Source organism: Chryseobacterium phosphatilyticum (genome assembly GCF_002899825.2).
Taxonomy (GTDB): domain Bacteria; phylum Bacteroidota; class Bacteroidia; order Flavobacteriales; family Weeksellaceae; genus Chryseobacterium; species Chryseobacterium phosphatilyticum.
Map to the genome: position 1 here is coordinate 1126774 of NZ_PPED02000001.1, position 15704 is coordinate 1142477.

At 36.5% G+C, this 15704-nt stretch carries 18 protein-coding genes; 9 read left to right on the forward strand and 9 right to left on the reverse strand.

The window, feature by feature from the left end:
* Window positions 1-92: 92 nt before the first annotated feature.
* On the forward strand, window positions 93-671 hold the full coding sequence (locus C1631_RS05155) for a hypothetical protein (protein ID WP_103248349.1): 579 nt from the start codon (window positions 93-95) through the stop codon (window positions 669-671).
* Between the two features lie 110 nt (window positions 672-781).
* Here C1631_RS05155 and C1631_RS05160 read toward each other — a convergent pair whose 3' ends face one another.
* The 5 genes from C1631_RS05160 to tpx all read right to left on the reverse strand — a co-directional run bounded on the left by C1631_RS05160 (window position 782) and on the right by tpx (window position 3620).
* Window positions 782-1186: a glyoxalase superfamily protein gene (locus C1631_RS05160; RefSeq protein WP_103248348.1), complete on the reverse strand. Its 405-nt coding sequence runs from the start codon at window positions 1184-1186 to the stop codon at window positions 782-784.
* A 15-nt stretch (window positions 1187-1201) separates the two neighbouring features.
* Window positions 1202-1549 carry a VOC family protein gene (locus tag C1631_RS05165; protein ID WP_109710888.1) on the reverse strand — a complete coding sequence of 116 codons (348 nt, stop codon included), beginning with the start codon at window positions 1547-1549 and terminating at the stop codon, window positions 1202-1204.
* Between the two features lie 86 nt (window positions 1550-1635).
* Window positions 1636-2325, reverse strand: coding sequence for an alpha/beta hydrolase (locus C1631_RS05170; protein WP_109710890.1), 690 nt, complete (start codon window positions 2323-2325; stop codon window positions 1636-1638).
* A gap of 135 nt (window positions 2326-2460) precedes the next feature.
* Complete coding sequence (locus C1631_RS05175; RefSeq protein WP_103248614.1) at window positions 2461-3033, reverse strand: Crp/Fnr family transcriptional regulator; 573 nt, start codon at window positions 3031-3033, stop codon at window positions 2461-2463.
* An 86-nt stretch (window positions 3034-3119) separates the two neighbouring features.
* On the reverse strand, window positions 3120-3620 hold the full coding sequence (tpx, locus tag C1631_RS05180; protein WP_103248613.1) for a thiol peroxidase: 501 nt from the start codon (window positions 3618-3620) through the stop codon (window positions 3120-3122).
* Between the two features lie 305 nt (window positions 3621-3925).
* Here tpx and C1631_RS05185 point away from each other — a divergent pair, with 305 nt between their 5' ends.
* Complete coding sequence (locus tag C1631_RS05185) at window positions 3926-6145, forward strand: NADP-dependent isocitrate dehydrogenase (protein ID WP_103248612.1); 2220 nt, start codon at window positions 3926-3928, stop codon at window positions 6143-6145.
* A gap of 160 nt (window positions 6146-6305) precedes the next feature.
* On the opposite strand, the gene C1631_RS05190 is transcribed toward C1631_RS05185, so the two are convergent.
* Window positions 6306-6641, reverse strand: a complete 336-nt coding sequence (locus C1631_RS05190; RefSeq protein WP_103248611.1) for a winged helix-turn-helix transcriptional regulator — start codon at window positions 6639-6641, stop codon at window positions 6306-6308.
* Window positions 6642-6744: 103 nt separating this feature from the next.
* Between C1631_RS05190 and C1631_RS05195 the strand changes: the two genes are divergently transcribed.
* From C1631_RS05195 to C1631_RS05225, 7 genes are all read left to right on the forward strand, one after another.
* Complete coding sequence (locus tag C1631_RS05195; RefSeq protein ID WP_165828234.1) at window positions 6745-7491, forward strand: SDR family oxidoreductase; 747 nt, start codon at window positions 6745-6747, stop codon at window positions 7489-7491.
* 174 nt (window positions 7492-7665) lie between these two features.
* A complete protein-coding gene (locus C1631_RS05200) occupies window positions 7666-8646 on the forward strand; it encodes a heme-binding domain-containing protein (RefSeq protein WP_109710892.1) in 981 nt (326 codons plus the stop codon).
* Window positions 8643-9086: a hypothetical protein gene (locus C1631_RS05205; RefSeq protein ID WP_109710894.1), complete on the forward strand. Its 444-nt coding sequence runs from the start codon at window positions 8643-8645 to the stop codon at window positions 9084-9086. The genes C1631_RS05200 and C1631_RS05205 overlap by 4 nt, the downstream gene beginning before the upstream one ends.
* A 176-nt stretch (window positions 9087-9262) precedes the next feature.
* Window positions 9263-10279 carry a sensor histidine kinase gene (locus C1631_RS05210; protein WP_109710896.1) on the forward strand — a complete coding sequence of 339 codons (1017 nt, stop codon included), beginning with the start codon at window positions 9263-9265 and terminating at the stop codon, window positions 10277-10279.
* Window positions 10260-11021 carry a LytR/AlgR family response regulator transcription factor gene (locus C1631_RS05215; protein ID WP_109710898.1) on the forward strand — a complete coding sequence of 254 codons (762 nt, stop codon included), beginning with the start codon at window positions 10260-10262 and terminating at the stop codon, window positions 11019-11021. The genes C1631_RS05210 and C1631_RS05215 overlap by 20 nt, the downstream gene beginning before the upstream one ends.
* Before the next feature lie 227 nt (window positions 11022-11248).
* Window positions 11249-12025: a DUF1223 domain-containing protein gene (locus C1631_RS05220; protein WP_109710900.1), complete on the forward strand. Its 777-nt coding sequence runs from the start codon at window positions 11249-11251 to the stop codon at window positions 12023-12025.
* Between the two features lie 42 nt (window positions 12026-12067).
* Window positions 12068-12481: a DoxX family protein gene (locus C1631_RS05225; protein WP_109710902.1), complete on the forward strand. Its 414-nt coding sequence runs from the start codon at window positions 12068-12070 to the stop codon at window positions 12479-12481.
* A 101-nt stretch (window positions 12482-12582) separates the two neighbouring features.
* Here C1631_RS05225 and C1631_RS05230 read toward each other — a convergent pair whose 3' ends face one another.
* From C1631_RS05230 to C1631_RS05240, 3 genes are all read right to left on the reverse strand, one after another.
* A complete protein-coding gene (locus C1631_RS05230; RefSeq protein ID WP_109710904.1) occupies window positions 12583-13575 on the reverse strand; it encodes an MBL fold metallo-hydrolase in 993 nt (330 codons plus the stop codon).
* A 76-nt stretch (window positions 13576-13651) separates the two neighbouring features.
* Window positions 13652-14653, reverse strand: a complete 1002-nt coding sequence (locus tag C1631_RS05235; protein ID WP_109710906.1) for an aldo/keto reductase — start codon at window positions 14651-14653, stop codon at window positions 13652-13654.
* A gap of 87 nt (window positions 14654-14740) precedes the next feature.
* Window positions 14741-15646, reverse strand: coding sequence for a helix-turn-helix domain-containing protein (locus tag C1631_RS05240; protein WP_109710908.1), 906 nt, complete (start codon window positions 15644-15646; stop codon window positions 14741-14743).
* Between the last annotated feature and the right edge of the window lie 58 nt (window positions 15647-15704).

The window sequence follows — 15704 nt, forward strand, 5'->3', positions numbered from 1 at the left end:
ATTGGAGTCAACTTTAGTATTTAAACAAAAAAATCGTTGATAATCTATTTTCTTCTACTTTTGTCCTGAAATAATAACCGATTCTTACATAAATGAAAAATATAATTTACTCTATCCTTATTTCTTTCAGTCTTTTCTCATGTAATTCATTGGATAAGGATGAATATGAAATACTGAATTTAACAATCAACAGATGCGTTTTTAAACAAACAGACCCGGAGGAATTATCAAAAATTGCAGCCGAAAAAAAGATAAGTCTTGCCGATGCACTTGATTTTTTAGATGCAAAGAATATCAATACTCAATACACCTACAGCATATCTGATACCCTTTACGCAATAGACTTACCTACAGATATCCGAGAATCACTTCGTGATCACTATATTTATAATGAAGTCAAAAACAGATCAAATCAATCCATTCCTATAGATTTCAATAAGATCGAGTCTATTAAAGGAAAAAAAAGAATACCCTGTTGTGCAAAAGACAGCAATTATCTTGGTAATTTTAAATTTCACAGGGTTCTTTTTGATGCGGGTAGAAAAAGAGCCTACATCCAAGTGGAGTCTCCCAAAAACTATATATTCAATTCGTTTGGGCTAATGTTGGAGAAGGAGAATGGGGAATGGAAGTGTAAAATTGATTTTTGCTGTTTAGATTTTCTTACCTGATGAAATAGAACTCCGATTTTTATTTGTCTTTATTACATTTTTCCTGAAAATGACTTTATTCTTCAGAGATCAACAATTGTGAAAGAAATCAAATTAAAAAATGATTACTTTCACTCATTAGAGTAAAATTGTAAAACACTGTGTTTCTGTGCATCAAATTTTTCATTGAAGATAATTTTATTACCAAAAGGATCATGCACAGTGAAAGAGATGGCATCATAGAATGCTTTCTCAAGACCGGGGCGATTGTATTTGTATTTTTTATCAATAAGCTCTTTATGATACTCCGCAATTCCTTCTCCCCAGACAAAAACACTGCTTCCGGGACTTGCATCCCCGTGATGTTCACTTAGATGAAGAACAATATTATCTTTCTTTACTTCCATGTAAACGGGAGTATTTTCGTCAAAATGATGCTCCCAGGCGATTTCAAAACCTAGCCAGTCGATATAGAACTCAAGGGTTTTGTGATAATCGAAAATTCTGAGAACAGGAATAATTTGTTCTGCTTTCATTAGTCAAATCTATTTTTATTGATGAGAAAGTATGTTAATCAGTTTACCGAAAGGATCTTTCACAAAGAACCGGCGAACAGCCCACTCTTCGTCAGTGATATCATAAATAACTTCAAAATTTGCTTTTCTCATGCTTTCATACACCTCATCCACATTGTCAACTTCAATGGACAGATCCGGTACTTCAGTATTGTTACCACCTTGCGTAGCAAAGCTAATCTGAATTTTTGCTTCTTCATCACTTCCGAGAGTTTTAATCCATCCATGATCCATCAAAATATCAAGTCCTAAAATCTGATGATAAAAAAGATTGGCTTTTGAGAGATCATCGGTTTTTATGTTGGTTACGATTCTTTTAACCATTGTATAAAAGTTTATATCATTAAAAAACCTTGTGAAATTACACAAAATTTCACAAGGCCTGATCAATATTTATACATTTCTGAGAATTAAAGAGAAGATGCCGCTTCCAGAATAAGTTCTGTAACTTCTTTTGGATGTGAGGCCAATGAAGCATGCCCTGCATTTAAAGTAATTATTTTCTTAGGCTGAAGCCGTTCTGCCATTTCTTTTTCTGTTTCCGCAGGAATCATTCGGTCCTGAGATGAAATCTGGTACCAGCTAGGTTTTGTCTTCCATGCCGGCTCGCCTGCTTCATCTCCGAAACATTGCCCATGAATAGGCTTTTGCGAGAGTGCCATGACCAATGCTTTTTCGTCATCCAGATCCTGACAAAAAGCAGATTGAAACTCATCGTATTTGATCCATAGAAACCCTTTGCTATCCGGATAAATACTAGCTCCACCCGGAGACTCTCTTCTTCCTAAGAGTGCTCCTAAACTATCTCCTGCGTCGGGAGCAAAAGCTGCTATATAAACCAACCCGACTACTTTATCATGATTCCCGGCTCCGGAAATAACAGCCCCTCCATAGGAATGCCCTACTAAAAGGACTTTTCCATCCTGAGCATCAATGAGATCTTTAGTTTTATTAATATCGTCCTGTAACGAAGTCAAAGGATTTTGAACACTTCGTACTTTATATCCCGCTTTTACAAGAGAGGGAATAACATATTGCCAGTGAGAGCCATCGCCCCATGCTCCGTGTACCAAAATAATGGTTACATCTTTTTGTTCCATAATGATAAGTATTAAAATTTGATGATAGTAAATTTACGATCTTAAATACCTGTGTACGTTAACTTAAGTTAATTAAAAAGATTGTGATCGAAAATTTGTGGTATCTCTCTCTCTTAAAACGTAATCACCGTAGATTTAATTCACAACTCTGCTTCTTATTCGGCTTAAGGACTGTTCTGTTACTCCAAGATAACTTGCTATATGTTTTTGTGCAATCTTCTGAAAAAGAAGAGGTTCTTTTTGTAAAAGCTTGAGATATCTATTTTCAGGGGAAAGACACAATAGATCATCTATTCTTTTTTTGGCATCCAGGTAGATTTTTTCACTCATGACCCTTCCAAACTTTTGCCAATAAGCTTCTTTTTTATAAAGGGCCTGCAAATGATCTTTATTCAACAATAAAATTTCACAATTTTCAAGAGCCTGAATATTCATATTGGACAGGGTATCACAAAGTATACTCTCATAATCCGTAAAAAATTCATTTTCAAAATAGAATCCGAAATTAATTTCCCGTCCCTGATCATTAATGTAAAAGCATCTGATAGTTCCTTTTTTAATGAATGCCAGATATTTGCATTTTTCTCCCTGTCTTAAAAAAAAATCAGATTTCAAAAGTTCTGTATCTTTCAGTAAAGCATAAAATTCATCAAAATGCTCGTGATCTACCTGAAACAAATCTCCAAACTTACTATAATTATCAACCATAATTTTTTATTTGTGTTCTATAAAAATAAAAAAAGCCTTGCAAAAAATTACTTTTCGCAAGGCTTTTTTAACAAAAATTATTTTATTTATTTCAATGCTGCGAGAGCTGCATTGTAGTTAGGTTCATCAGCGATTTCCGAAACCTGCTCCGTATAGACTACTTTATTATTTTCGTCTGTAACGATTACTGCACGGCTTAATAAGCCTTTCAACGGAGAGTCAGTAATGGTTACTTCATAGTCATCCCCAAAGCTGCTTCTGAAATCCGAAAGAGTCTCTACGTTATTTAATCCTTCTGCTGCACAGAATCTTCCTAATGCAAACGGAAGATCTTTTGAAACATTGATCACTACTGTGTTATTAAGATTAGAAGCCTCTTCATTGAATTTTCTGCTGGAAGCCGCACAAGTAGGAGTATCAATACTTGGGAAAATATTGAATACTTTTTTCTTTCCTTCAAAGTTCTCTAATGTTTTTACATTCAGACCTGAATCTACCAAAGCAAAATCTTTGATTGTTGTTCCTACTGATGGTAATGCTCCTATAGTGTGTACTTCGTTTCCTTTTAAAGTGATTGTCGTTGACATAATATTTATTTTTTTAGTTTTTCAAATGTACTCAAAAAACAAAATTTTTCCGCTCAATTAAAGGTTAAATTAATCTTAAAGTAAAAGCTCGTCTGACAGGTATTACTATTGATGCAATATATATTATCATTTCCTGCTGAACAATCACCTTTAAGCATAATTTAATGGAACCTGAACCTGTAGCATTAGGTAAATATAAAAGTAAAGATGAAAATACTTCTTTTTTTATGGAAATATCCAAATAAAACAATGATATTTAGTAAATTTGTGGGACTTAAAATTTCAAATAAAAAAACAACAGTATAATGTCAGACAAATCAAAAATCTATTACACACTTACTGATGAAGCTCCAATGTTAGCTACTCATTCGTTTTTACCTATTGTAAAAGCTTTCACCAAATCAGCAAACATCGAGATTGCCGTTCCGGATATTTCTTTAGCAGGAAGAATTTTAGCTAATTTTCCTGAATTTTTAAAAGATGATCAAAAAATCGGTGATGCTTTATCAGAACTAGGTCAACTGGCTACTCAACCTGACGCTAATATTATCAAATTACCAAATATTTCAGCTTCTGTACCACAATTGGATGCAGCTATTGCAGAATTACAAGCTAAAGGTTTTGCAGTTCCAAATTACCCTGCAGAGCCTAAGAACGATGATGAGAAGGCAATTAAGGCTAAATATGCTAAAGTATTGGGAAGTGCTGTAAACCCTGTGTTGAGAGAAGGGAACTCTGACAGACGTGCTCCAAAAGCTGTTAAAAACTATGCAAAAGCAAACCCTCACAGAATGGGTGACTGGGCATCTGACAGCAAAACTGACGTAGCTCACATGAGTAATGGTGATTTCTACGGTACAGAAAACTCTACCACACTGGAAAATGCTACAAAATATAAAATCGTATTCAAAGGAAATGACGGATCTGAAACTTTATTGAAAGATTTCGCGGGTCTGCAGGCGGGAGAAGTAATCGACTCTTCTGTAATGAACTTAAATGCATTGAAAGTATTTGTTCAGGAGGCTATTGAGGAAGCTAAGAAAAGAAATGTACTTCTTTCTGCTCACCTTAAAGCTACAATGATGAAAATCTCTGATCCTATTATTTTCGGAGCTATCGTTGAAACTTTCTTCAAAGATGTATTTGCTAAATATGCTGAGACTTTCAAGTCTTTAGACATTAATCCTAATAATGGTCTTGCTGATCTTTTTGATAAAATCAAAGGAAATGCTCAGGAAGCTGATATCAAAGCTGATATTGAAAAAGCTCTTGCTGAGGGACCAAGAGTGGCTATGGTAAATTCTGACAAAGGAATTACAAACTTCCACGTACCTTCTGATATCATCGTTGACGCATCTATGGCTGCTCTTGTAAGAGGCGGAGGTAAAATGTGGAACAAGGACGGAAATGAAGAAGATACGGTTTGTATCATCCCGGATCGTTCTTATGCAGGTTTCTATCAGTCGGTAATCGACGATATGAAAGCGCACGGGAAATTAGATCCTACCACTATGGGATCTGTTCCAAACGTTGGATTAATGGCTCAAAAGGCTGAAGAATATGGTTCTCACGATAAAACTTTCCAGTTATCAGCTAACGGAACTGTAGAAGTTCAGGATGAAGCAGGAAATGTTCTTCTTTCTCAAAAAGTAGAAAAAGATGACATCTTCAGAATGTGTCAGACTAAAGATGCTCCTATCCAGGACTGGGTAAAACTGGCGGTAAACAGATCAAGATTGTCTGATACTCCGGCTATTTTCTGGTTAGACAAAGGAAGAGCTCACGATAGAGAAATCATCAAAAAAGTTGAAAAATATCTTGCTGATCACGATACAACAGGTCTTGACATCAGAATTCTTGATGTAAAAGATGCAATGACTGAAACATTAAGAAGAGCAAGAGAGGGTAAAGATACCATCTCTGTTTCAGGAAATGTATTGAGAGATTATTTAACTGACCTTTTCCCTATCCTTGAGCTAGGTACTTCTGCTAAAATGCTTTCTATTGTTCCATTAATGAACGGTGGTGGTTTATTTGAAACAGGTGCCGGAGGTTCCGCGCCAAAACACGTTGAACAATTCCTGGAAGAAGGATATTTAAGATGGGACTCTTTAGGAGAATTCTTAGCACTTCAGGCTTCTTTAGAACATTTGGCACAAACTCAGAACAATACAAAATCTCAGGTATTGGCTGATGCATTAGATGAAGCTAACGCTAAATTCTTAGCTACTGATAAATCTCCTGCAAGAAAAGTAGGACAAATAGATAACAGAGGTTCTCACTTCTATTTAGCGATGTACTGGGCTGAAGCTCTGGCTAACCAAACTGCTGATGCTGAATTAGCTGCTCAATTTGCTCCGATTGCACAGGCAATGAAGGAAAACGAGGAAGTAATCAACGCTGAACTAATTGGTGCTCAAGGTAAACCTCAGAACATTGACGGTTACTACAAAACTGATACTTACAAAACATATGAGGCGATGAGACCAAGTACTGTTTTAAATGAAATTATTGACGGAATTTAATTTCCGATCTGATATATAACAAAAAAAGCTCCTTTTTACAAGGGGCTTTTTTCTTGATCTACTGGTTATAACCGCCCCGTCAAATCTACGATTTGCCCCCTCCGGAGGAGGGGACTGTTAATCACATATTTATTATTCAGGTCAACGGCTTATAAGTCGCTTATCTATTTTCCACTATTACTCTTCTGTGTTCTCTTCCCCAATTAATCATTTCAGAGATGATCTTTCCAAATGTTCTGCAATATTCGGTGGGCTCATATTCAATGAGAACAGGAGTATCAGGATAAACGGTTCTTTTGACAAGTTTATTCAATTCCATATCTTTCAATTCTTTGGAAAGCATTCTGGTTGTAATTCCCGGTATACTTCTCTCTATCTCACGAAAACGTCTGTTCCCGTTACAAATCGAATTAATAACAGGAATTCGCCATTTACCTCCGATGAAATAAAGCGTGTCCTGTAACGCTCTTAGCTCTTCTGTCTGATCTCTTTCCATAGTTGCAAAGTTAAATGATATCACGGATGATACTGGTATACTCTGTGATACTGATAACAAAAGTATACCAAATTGAAATAACTTTGTCAAAAATTTAAAAGAAATGAAAAAATTCAATAACAAACTCGCCATTGTAACGGGCGGAAACAGCGGTATTGGCTATGCGGCAGCCAAAGAACTCATTGCACAAGGTGCTAACGTGATCATTACCGGAAGAAGAAAAGAAGCTGTTGAAAAAGCGGCAGCAGAACTTGGAGCTATTCCGTTTATTGCAGACCAGTCTAGTCTCGAGGATATTGAACTCTTAAAAAGTGAAGTTGAAAGACAATTTGGAAAAATTGACATTCTGTTTATTAATGCCGGGGTTACCGGAAGCATAATGCCAATTGAGAATATGGATGTTGAAAACTTTGATCAGGTAATGAACATTAATTTCCGCGGGGCTTATTTTACTTTAAGCAAACTAACCCCATTATTATATGAAGGCTCTTCTGTAATCTTCCTTTCCTCTATTGTGGCATCTACTTATAAACCCAACAGTTCTGTTTATCAGGCGAGCAAAGCTGCTTTGAATTCCATTGCTAAAACAGCTGCAGCGGAACTGGCTCCAAAAAAAATCAGAGTTAATATGATCAGCCCCGGACCTATACAAACGGAAATCATGAGTAAAGCCGGACTTGATAAAGAGACCTTAAAAAACCTCAACAATAATCTCACCGCACAAATCCCATTGAAAAAGATGGGAACTGCAGAAGAAGTTGCACAATTGGTCACCTACCTGGCTGACAACAGTATTTCCGGGTTTATTACCGGAACAGAAATCGTTATTGATGGTGGTATTACTTTATAAACACCCCCTTTTCAATATATACCGAAAATCAGTTACCGGTATTTTTTTGTCCTGAATTTTCGCCGGACGAAATTCCAGGTTGAGCTTATGATTTGTCCGGTTTACCCTTCTTTACATTTCATCAGAGGTTTGTACAGTCTACTTTTGAGCAAGAAAATAAAAACAATACTCATTATGGATACTGCAAAGAAAAAAAGAAATCCTATCGCCGTAGTCTTTCTGGCTATTTTGGGAATCTTCGGAGGATTACAATTATTCAGCAAGCCTCTGGAAGGAAAACCTGTTACCGGAAAAATAGAAGCTCCCCGGGAAGTTATTTCCATTCTTGAAAACTCATGTTTCAATTGTCATTCCAATCAGCAGAATTTGAGTTGGTATGATCAGCTAGCTCCTGTTTCATGGGCAGTTAACAAAGATGTCAAAAGAGCGAGAGAAATCCTCAACTTTTCGGAATGGGACAAGCTTTCTCCGGCTGAGCATAAGGGAAAAATGTATGCCATCCTAAATATGATGCAAAGTGGAAAAATGCCACTCCATGAATACACGATTCTGCATCCTTCTTCCAAAATAACAGCCAAAGATGTGGAAATTATAAAAAAATATACGCTGTCACTGGCGGGTGCTCCGTCAACAAAACCTAAAAGTACAGCTGATCAAGCCATTGCAAATCTACCTGTAACTCAACATTCAAAATTTCCTGTTTCACCCAATGGAGTAAAATACACAGATGATTTTAAAAACTGGAAAGTGATCAGCATGAGTACATTGTTTGACAATTCCATCAGGGTTATTTATGGTAATGATATTGCCGTAAAGGCTGTTGAGACAGAAAATTTCCACCCGTGGCCGGACGGAAGTATTGTGGTAAAATCGGTCTGGAAACAACAGGAGCTTCCTGACGGAGAAATCAGAGCCGGAGAATTTATTAACGCCCAGTTTATGGTTAAAGATTCAAAAAAATATACCGATACGGAAGGCTGGGGATTCGCTAAATTTTCAGGAAATGATCTCCATCCAACAGGAAAGTCAGCTTCATTTGCCAAAGAATCATGTATTGCCTGCCACAGGCAATTGTCAGAGAAAACAGGTTATCTGTTTGATGTTCCCATGAAAGTAAATACCCAAAGATTAATCCAAAACCTACAGAAAAAATGAAAAGTATCCTATTAATCCTGTTGGCAAGTTGTATTTCGCTTGTCTCGTGCAGTAAAGAAAATAATAATGACAACGGTCTGGTGAGAGTTGTCTTTGATCCTGGGAATTTGAAATTTATTTCTACATCCCTAAATCCCAGGAAAGAAACAATGTCTGCCCTCTATGGAAATCAGGAAGCATTGAAATCTCTGTCAACACAAGATACGAAGCCCCAAAACGGAAGTATTATGAAATTGGTTACCTGGCGTTATCATGACAACCCTCAATATTTCGGAGGAAAAATAACGGGTGAGCTGGTAAGTGTGGAAACTATTCTGGCAGATAATGAGGGAAATATTTCTTATGATATTAAAAATAATGAAGCAGCGGAAAGTAAGCAACATCGTCCGGAAGAGCGGGTTCAATATTTCATGAGTTATCAACCTGTCAAGAGACCTTAATCAAAAGAGCCGCAAGGTTCTTTTTTCGTAGATAGGATGACCAGAATCAGATAAACACATGATAACAGGGAGTAAACAGACAAGTGTAGTGAATTAATCATTTCCTATTTATCATAATATGCTATTTATTATTTCAACAAAAACATTAATTTAACCTCTTCAAATCAATAGTTTTAATGCAACAGCAAAAAATAAAAATCTCGCAAGCTGTCATCTGGATAAGTTCTGTTTTCCTCGGAATCTTATCGTCGGTACCTCAACTTGCCTCCCATGAATTCAACTGGAAAGAAGCCATTGTAAATTCAGCACTCACCGCGGCATTCTCCGTAATCATGTGGTACATTAATATTTATATGCTGAATAAAACTGCTGGAAAACGTAATCAGCATATTTCCTATTCAAAGCTTATGATCATTCTGGCTTTTGGGATGGTGATTATGTTTGGGCTGGCGTGGATTCAGCAACTGATTCTGTCACATATCAATTTTGGTCCTATAATGTTGATGGTAGAAGTGAGAGGAATCCTGATCAATCTGGTATGTTATATGTTTTTGACCTTATTGCAAAACAATTATACAGGTCAGCAGGTACAACTGGAATTGGAAAAGGTAAAAAGCGATAATCTGGGAGCGCAATATGAACTTCTGAAACAACAAATCAATCCTCATTTTCTTTTCAACAGTCTGAACACCTTAAAACTAATGGCTGAAACAAATGATCCGGAAACTGTTGATTTTGTTGTAAAGCTTTCAGACTTTTACCGGTTTACACTAGAAAGCAGGAAGCTTGATCTTATCAGCGTGCGGGAAGAAATGAAAATCGTAGACGCTTATCTTTTCCTTCAAAAAGCACGTTTTGGGGACGGCATTATTTTTACCAATGAACTGGATTCAAAAACAGACTCCACTCTTATCCCTCCTTTTACCCTTCAGCTTCTGGTCGAAAATTGCATCAAGCACAATATAGTTTCTCAAAGCAAACCTTTATATATCAGAATATACAATACCAGCGATGTTCTTATTATTGAAAACCTTATTCAGCGAAAAATGGCCATTGAAGACTCTTTAGGAGTAGGTCTCGATAATATTAAAATGCGCTACAAACATTTATTAGAACAGGATATCAGTATTCATTCAGACGAAAAAATTTTTCAGATAAAACTTCCATTAATTCATGAATATCATCATCATTGAAGACGAATTCCGAGCTGCAAAATCACTTCAGAATTTAGTTTTAGATTTAAGACCTGACTCCCGGATTCTGGGAGTATGTGACAGTATTGAAGCAAGCATTGACGCTTTATCAAAGGATATAAAGCCTGATCTTATTTTTATGGACATCCATCTCTCCGACGGGCTTTCATTTGAGATTTTCAAGGCCATAGAGATCACCTGCCCCGTTGTTTTCTGTACTGCATTTGATCAATATATGCTGGATGCCTTTAAAAGCAAAGGGGTCGATTATGTTTTAAAGCCTTTTTCACGGGAGGATATTGCCGAAGCTTTAAAAAAAGTGGATGAACTCAAAAAATTCTTCCAAAAAAACGAACTCCCCGATCTGGAATCATTGCTACAAAAAATTAATCAACCGGAAGGTAAAAGCAACTTTCTTGTATTTAAAAATCAGAAATACTCAACTATTCCTACAGAAAACATAGCTTATTTTTATATCCATAACGAAATAACTCATCTTGTTACTTTTTCCAAGGAACAATTTCAGCTTACGCAATCTTTGGGTCAGATTGCCGAACAGGTTTCGGATAAACAGTTCTTCAGAGTCAACAGGCAATACCTTGTTAATTTTAAAGCCATCAAGGAAATGGAACATTATTTCCAGCGTAAAATCCTTGTGAAACTCGTTATTGAAACACCTGAAAAACTATTGATCAATAAAGAGAAAACCCATAGCTTCTTTACCTGGCTGGAGGAGAGATAGTAGTAAAATAATTGATAATTGATAATTGATAATTGATAATTGATAATTGATAATTGATTAAATAAATTTTGCAAGGAGGTTTATTTCAGTGAAGAAATTGATCAACTCAAAGTTATCAATTTTTACGACTTATATTTTCAGGGTTTAGCCTTTCATTTGTCCGGTTAAACCCTTTTTCTATTCTTTTGGCTGTGCAGAGTATCTACTTTTGAATCAAATTAAAAGACATGATACTAAAAAACTTAATCACAGTCGGGGGGTTCACCTCATTACTATTTGCTGCTTTTGCATTTGTCCATACAGAAAATAGCCCCCAAAAGCATTCTGATCCAGGCACAGGAGCTCATGGTTTTGCTGTTCTTGAATTGTTTACCTCGGAAGGTTGTTCCAGTTGCCCAACGGCAGATAATCTGATGGGACAAATTGAAAAAGAATACAGTAACGAACCTGTTTATATCCTCTCCTACCATGTTGATTACTGGAACCGTCTGGGATGGAAAGATAGATTCAGCTCTGCCGGAAACTCACAAAGACAGCAGCAATACAGCAGAATATTAAAATCACAGACGTATACACCTCAACTGGTTGTAAACGGGCAAACTGAATTGGTGGGTTCTGACCGTAATGCAATTAAAACCGCTATTGAAAAAGTCTTGTTTACCTCAAAAAATACAGACATAGGTCTAAGCACTAAAATTTCGGGCCATCAGGCTACCATCCAATATTCAGCTCCTTCAGCAGATCCTAACAATATACTTCTTGTCAATTTAGTGGAAAAACAATCTTCCACTCATGTTGGTAAAGGTGAAAATGAGGGTCGTTATTTACAACACTGGCAAATCGTTCACCACCAGAACTCCATTTCATTGAATACACAACATAAAGGAACGACCACCTTCAAACTTCCCGATAATTTTTCGCCTGATCAGTGGGAAATCATAGCCTTTATTCAAAATCCAAAAACCGGAGAGATTTTCGGATCTGCAAAAACTAAATTCAATTAACCCTATTCAACATTCAATTATAACACCCTAAATACTACAACAATGAAAACAAAAACAACAAAAATCATTTACTGGTCAGGAGCTATTTTTATGTCATTATGGTTTGGAGCAAGTGGATTCTTTGAACTTACAAAAAATCCAGTAGTATGGGATATTACCCAACAATTGGGCTATCCTCCACATTTCATTTACATCCTGGGCGTCTTTAAAATAGCTGGTGTTCTGGCTCTGCTTCTTCCCAACAGATTATTAAGATTGAAAGAATGGGTATTTGCAGGAATGTTCTTCGATATCCTCTTTGCTTTCTTCTCAAAAATAGCAGTCCTTGGTTTTCCGTCTACGATAGATGCAATAATTGCTTTTACTGTACTTACAATAACTTACTCTATGTTTAGGAAATTATATTCCCAGGAACTGATATTTGGAGAAATATCCTTGTCGAGGTTTAAACCTTGACAAGGATGAATGAATCGAAGGAATTCATAAAAGATAAAGATGATTTTATAATAAAAGCGGACTAAAGTCCGCTCTTATTCATTATTTCAAATGATGATCTTCTAATTCATGAAGCTTTCCGGAATCCATTCAAAGGCTTTATCTTTCTTCTTTGTGAAGCCTAATCCCGGCCATGACAAGTGAGAAGCAAATGCTCTGGTTCTTGTATTTGCCAATTCTGTAAGGAATTTCAGTCTTGAAGCGGTTGCAATGTCCAGATCTGTATCTCCGGAGAATCCCCAGTCGGGATGTGGAAATAAAATAACATCAGAGTGGATCAGGTCAGCAATATAGATAAGCTTTTCGTTTCCTGAAGTAATTGTAGTCACCGTTAAACCCGGAGTATGTCCCGGAGCCAGCTGAAAACTAAAATGATTATATAATGTGTTGTTCAAATCATAAAACCGGACTTTAGGTTGAATGGTTTTCAATATTTTCTGAAGAGCCGGAATAATCTGATTAAGCATTTCCGGTTTTGCTTTCAGGGCACTGTTATTAAAGTCTTCCAAAGAAGCCTTCATCCAGAAATCATATTCTGTTTTTGAGATGAAAACAGTAGCATTAGGAAACGTAAGATGATTCTGCTTATCCACAATACCTCCGATGTGATCCGGGTGCGCATGGGAGATAAAAACATCAGTGATATCTTTAGGAGAGAACCCTGCTTTCTCAAGACTTTTCGATAGAAATCCAGTTCTTTCATCTGCAAAAATCCCCATCCCGACATCCAGTAAAATCAGTTTGTTTTTGGTTTTTACCAATAATACATTTACTGCCATATCAATATAATCTTCAGGTCTGAAATTCTCTTTAAGAATTTCTTTCAGCTGAGAAACATTTCCTCTTGGTGCAAATGAATTGATATCCGTTTCATGGATATACCCGTCTGTAAGAATAAACAAGTCAAGCTCACCAAGTTTAATTCTCTTAACTCCCGAAAGATCATTTTCTTCTTTTTTTCCTGTTGTTTTTGTGCCCGCCCAAACACTCGAAAGAGTGATCACACTTAATGTTCCAGCTAATAAACTATTTTTTAATAATTCTCGCCTGTTCATAATCAAATGGTTATTTTCTGATTAATACACTGAGTTCCCGAAGATGATTCCGGAAACTCAGTGTATTATATAATCTTTAGTTGTTGACTAATTTCATGGAACCTTCATTATATCTTTCTCCTACATTCGGATATTTTTTAAGAATAGCATCGATGGTATCAAGATCTGATTGAGAGAGGTTAACATTAACAGCAGCAATATTCTCTTCCAGGTATTTGATTCGTTTTGTTCCCGGAATAGGAATAATGTCTTCTCCTTGATTCAGCACCCATGCTAAAGCCAACTGAGTCCCTTTTATCCCCTTAGAGGCAGCAAATTCATTGATTTCTTTTGCCAGTTTTGTATTATTATCCAGATATTCCTGCTGATAGCGTGGTAATGATTTTCTAAAATCGTCGTCGCCAAGATTCTGTACTTCAGTAATGTTGGCAAAGAGACCTCTTGCCAGTGGAGAATAAGGAACCAATGAAATTCCCAGTTCTCTGATGGTTGGCAAAATTTCATTTTCAACATCTTTGGTTAAAATAGAATATTCTGACTGTAATGCTGTAATAGGATGAATTTTATTTGCTTTTCTGATGGATTCTGCAGAAGCCTCAGATAGTCCGATGTATTTTACTTTCCCTGCTTTTACCAGTTCTGCCATTGCGCCAACGGTTTCTTCTACAGGAATATCCGGATCTACTCTATGAGCATAATATAAGTCGATCGTATCAATTTTTAATCTCTGGAGACTTAGATCCACCGCTTGTCTGATCCATTCCGGTGAACCATCAAAATAGGTACCCGGTGCCCCACTATGACTTGCTTTACCATCTTTAAATCTGAATCCGAATTTCGTCGCAATAAAAATCTTATCTCTATTGGGAACCAAAACTTTAGAAATCAGTTTTTCATTTTCTCCATTGGCATACATATCTGCTGTATCCCAAAAGTTGACTCCCAGATCCAATGCCCTGTGCAGGGTATTAATACTTTCCTGTTCGTCTGTAGGGCCATAAGCAAAACTCATTCCCATGCATCCTAAACCAATAGCAGATAACTGCTCTCCCGTGTTTCCTAATTTTCTAAATTTCATAATGAATGTTGATTTGATTTTATATGACAAAATTATGCTATGGAAGATTCAGTAACGATATAGAATTCAAACTAAGAATTATAAAATTCAAACAAGATTCATTCGTAAGGCATTGGGGGTAATTCCTGTTTGTTTTTTGAAATAGTTGGTAAAATAAGCAGGTTCTTCAAATCCAAGACCGTAAGCAATTTCAGCAATATTCCAATCCGTATGGGTTAATAAAGCATTGGCTTCCTGAATGATTCTGGCGGTGATATGCTGACTGGTTGTTCTTCCTGTCATCTCTTTTACGGATCGGTTTAAGGAATTGACATGAATAGAAAGGTTTTGAGCGTAATCGTTCGGTGTTTTTAATTTCAGAAAAGCTTTAGGACTGTCGATGGGAAACTGCCTCTCCAGCAGCTCCATAAATAAAGAAGCTACTCTTTGAGATGCATTCTGATAAGGCTCAAAGCTTTCTGCCGGATGCATTCTTATGGTTTCATGAATCATCAGATAGAGATAAGCTCTCAGCATATCATATTTGTGAATATAATCTGAATTGATTTCGGCCATCATCTTTGTGTACATTTCAGATAGAATCTTCTGTTGATCTTCTTCAACGAAGAAAACCGGAGTACCCCCAATTTTAAAAAGAGGAGAATCCTGAAGATTTCCCAGCCGGCTTCCATTCTGTAAAAATTGTTCTGTAAAAAGACAAAACCAGCCCTTCTGATCATCATCCTCAGCTTCCCAGGAATAAGGAATGATAGGGTTTGAAAACAATAATGCAGGGCGATCAACATAGATCCATTTGTCTGCATAGTGAAGTTTTCCTTTTCCAATGATGAGTGAAATTTTATAATAATCTCTTCTGCTATAGGGGGTCAACGGCGAGCAATACTCCCGTGAAAACACATTGAAATGCCCCATACTGGTGGGATCCAGACATGGTGGCCCCAGATGGGATCCGTTACGGTCGTAAAAACCTTTTAAAGATTCGTTTGATTGCATAGATCAAAGTTATAAAATTCAAACACATTAATGAATAAAATTATTTTATTTGATTCTT

Coding starts and splice junctions, on each gene's coding strand:
- C1631_RS05155 (WP_103248349.1), top strand. CDS start 93: ATGAAAAATATAATTTACTCTATCCTTATTTCTTTCAGTCTTTTCTCA.
- C1631_RS05160 (WP_103248348.1), bottom strand. CDS start 1,186: ATGAAAGCAGAACAAATTATTCCTGTTCTCAGAATTTTCGATTATCAC.
- C1631_RS05165 (WP_109710888.1), bottom strand. CDS start 1,549: ATGGTTAAAAGAATCGTAACCAACATAAAAACCGATGATCTCTCAAAA.
- C1631_RS05170 (WP_109710890.1), bottom strand. CDS start 2,325: ATGGAACAAAAAGATGTAACCATTATTTTGGTACACGGAGCATGGGGC.
- C1631_RS05175 (WP_103248614.1), bottom strand. CDS start 3,033: ATGGTTGATAATTATAGTAAGTTTGGAGATTTGTTTCAGGTAGATCAC.
- tpx (WP_103248613.1), bottom strand. CDS start 3,620: ATGTCAACGACAATCACTTTAAAAGGAAACGAAGTACACACTATAGGA.
- C1631_RS05185 (WP_103248612.1), top strand. CDS start 3,926: ATGTCAGACAAATCAAAAATCTATTACACACTTACTGATGAAGCTCCA.
- C1631_RS05190 (WP_103248611.1), bottom strand. CDS start 6,641: ATGGAAAGAGATCAGACAGAAGAGCTAAGAGCGTTACAGGACACGCTT.
- C1631_RS05195 (WP_165828234.1), top strand. CDS start 6,745: ATGAAAAAATTCAATAACAAACTCGCCATTGTAACGGGCGGAAACAGC.
- C1631_RS05200 (WP_109710892.1), top strand. CDS start 7,666: ATGGATACTGCAAAGAAAAAAAGAAATCCTATCGCCGTAGTCTTTCTG.
- C1631_RS05205 (WP_109710894.1), top strand. CDS start 8,643: ATGAAAAGTATCCTATTAATCCTGTTGGCAAGTTGTATTTCGCTTGTC.
- C1631_RS05210 (WP_109710896.1), top strand. CDS start 9,263: ATGCAACAGCAAAAAATAAAAATCTCGCAAGCTGTCATCTGGATAAGT.
- C1631_RS05215 (WP_109710898.1), top strand. CDS start 10,260: ATGAATATCATCATCATTGAAGACGAATTCCGAGCTGCAAAATCACTT.
- C1631_RS05220 (WP_109710900.1), top strand. CDS start 11,249: ATGATACTAAAAAACTTAATCACAGTCGGGGGGTTCACCTCATTACTA.
- C1631_RS05225 (WP_109710902.1), top strand. CDS start 12,068: ATGAAAACAAAAACAACAAAAATCATTTACTGGTCAGGAGCTATTTTT.
- C1631_RS05230 (WP_109710904.1), bottom strand. CDS start 13,575: ATGAACAGGCGAGAATTATTAAAAAATAGTTTATTAGCTGGAACATTA.
- C1631_RS05235 (WP_109710906.1), bottom strand. CDS start 14,653: ATGAAATTTAGAAAATTAGGAAACACGGGAGAGCAGTTATCTGCTATT.
- C1631_RS05240 (WP_109710908.1), bottom strand. CDS start 15,646: ATGCAATCAAACGAATCTTTAAAAGGTTTTTACGACCGTAACGGATCC.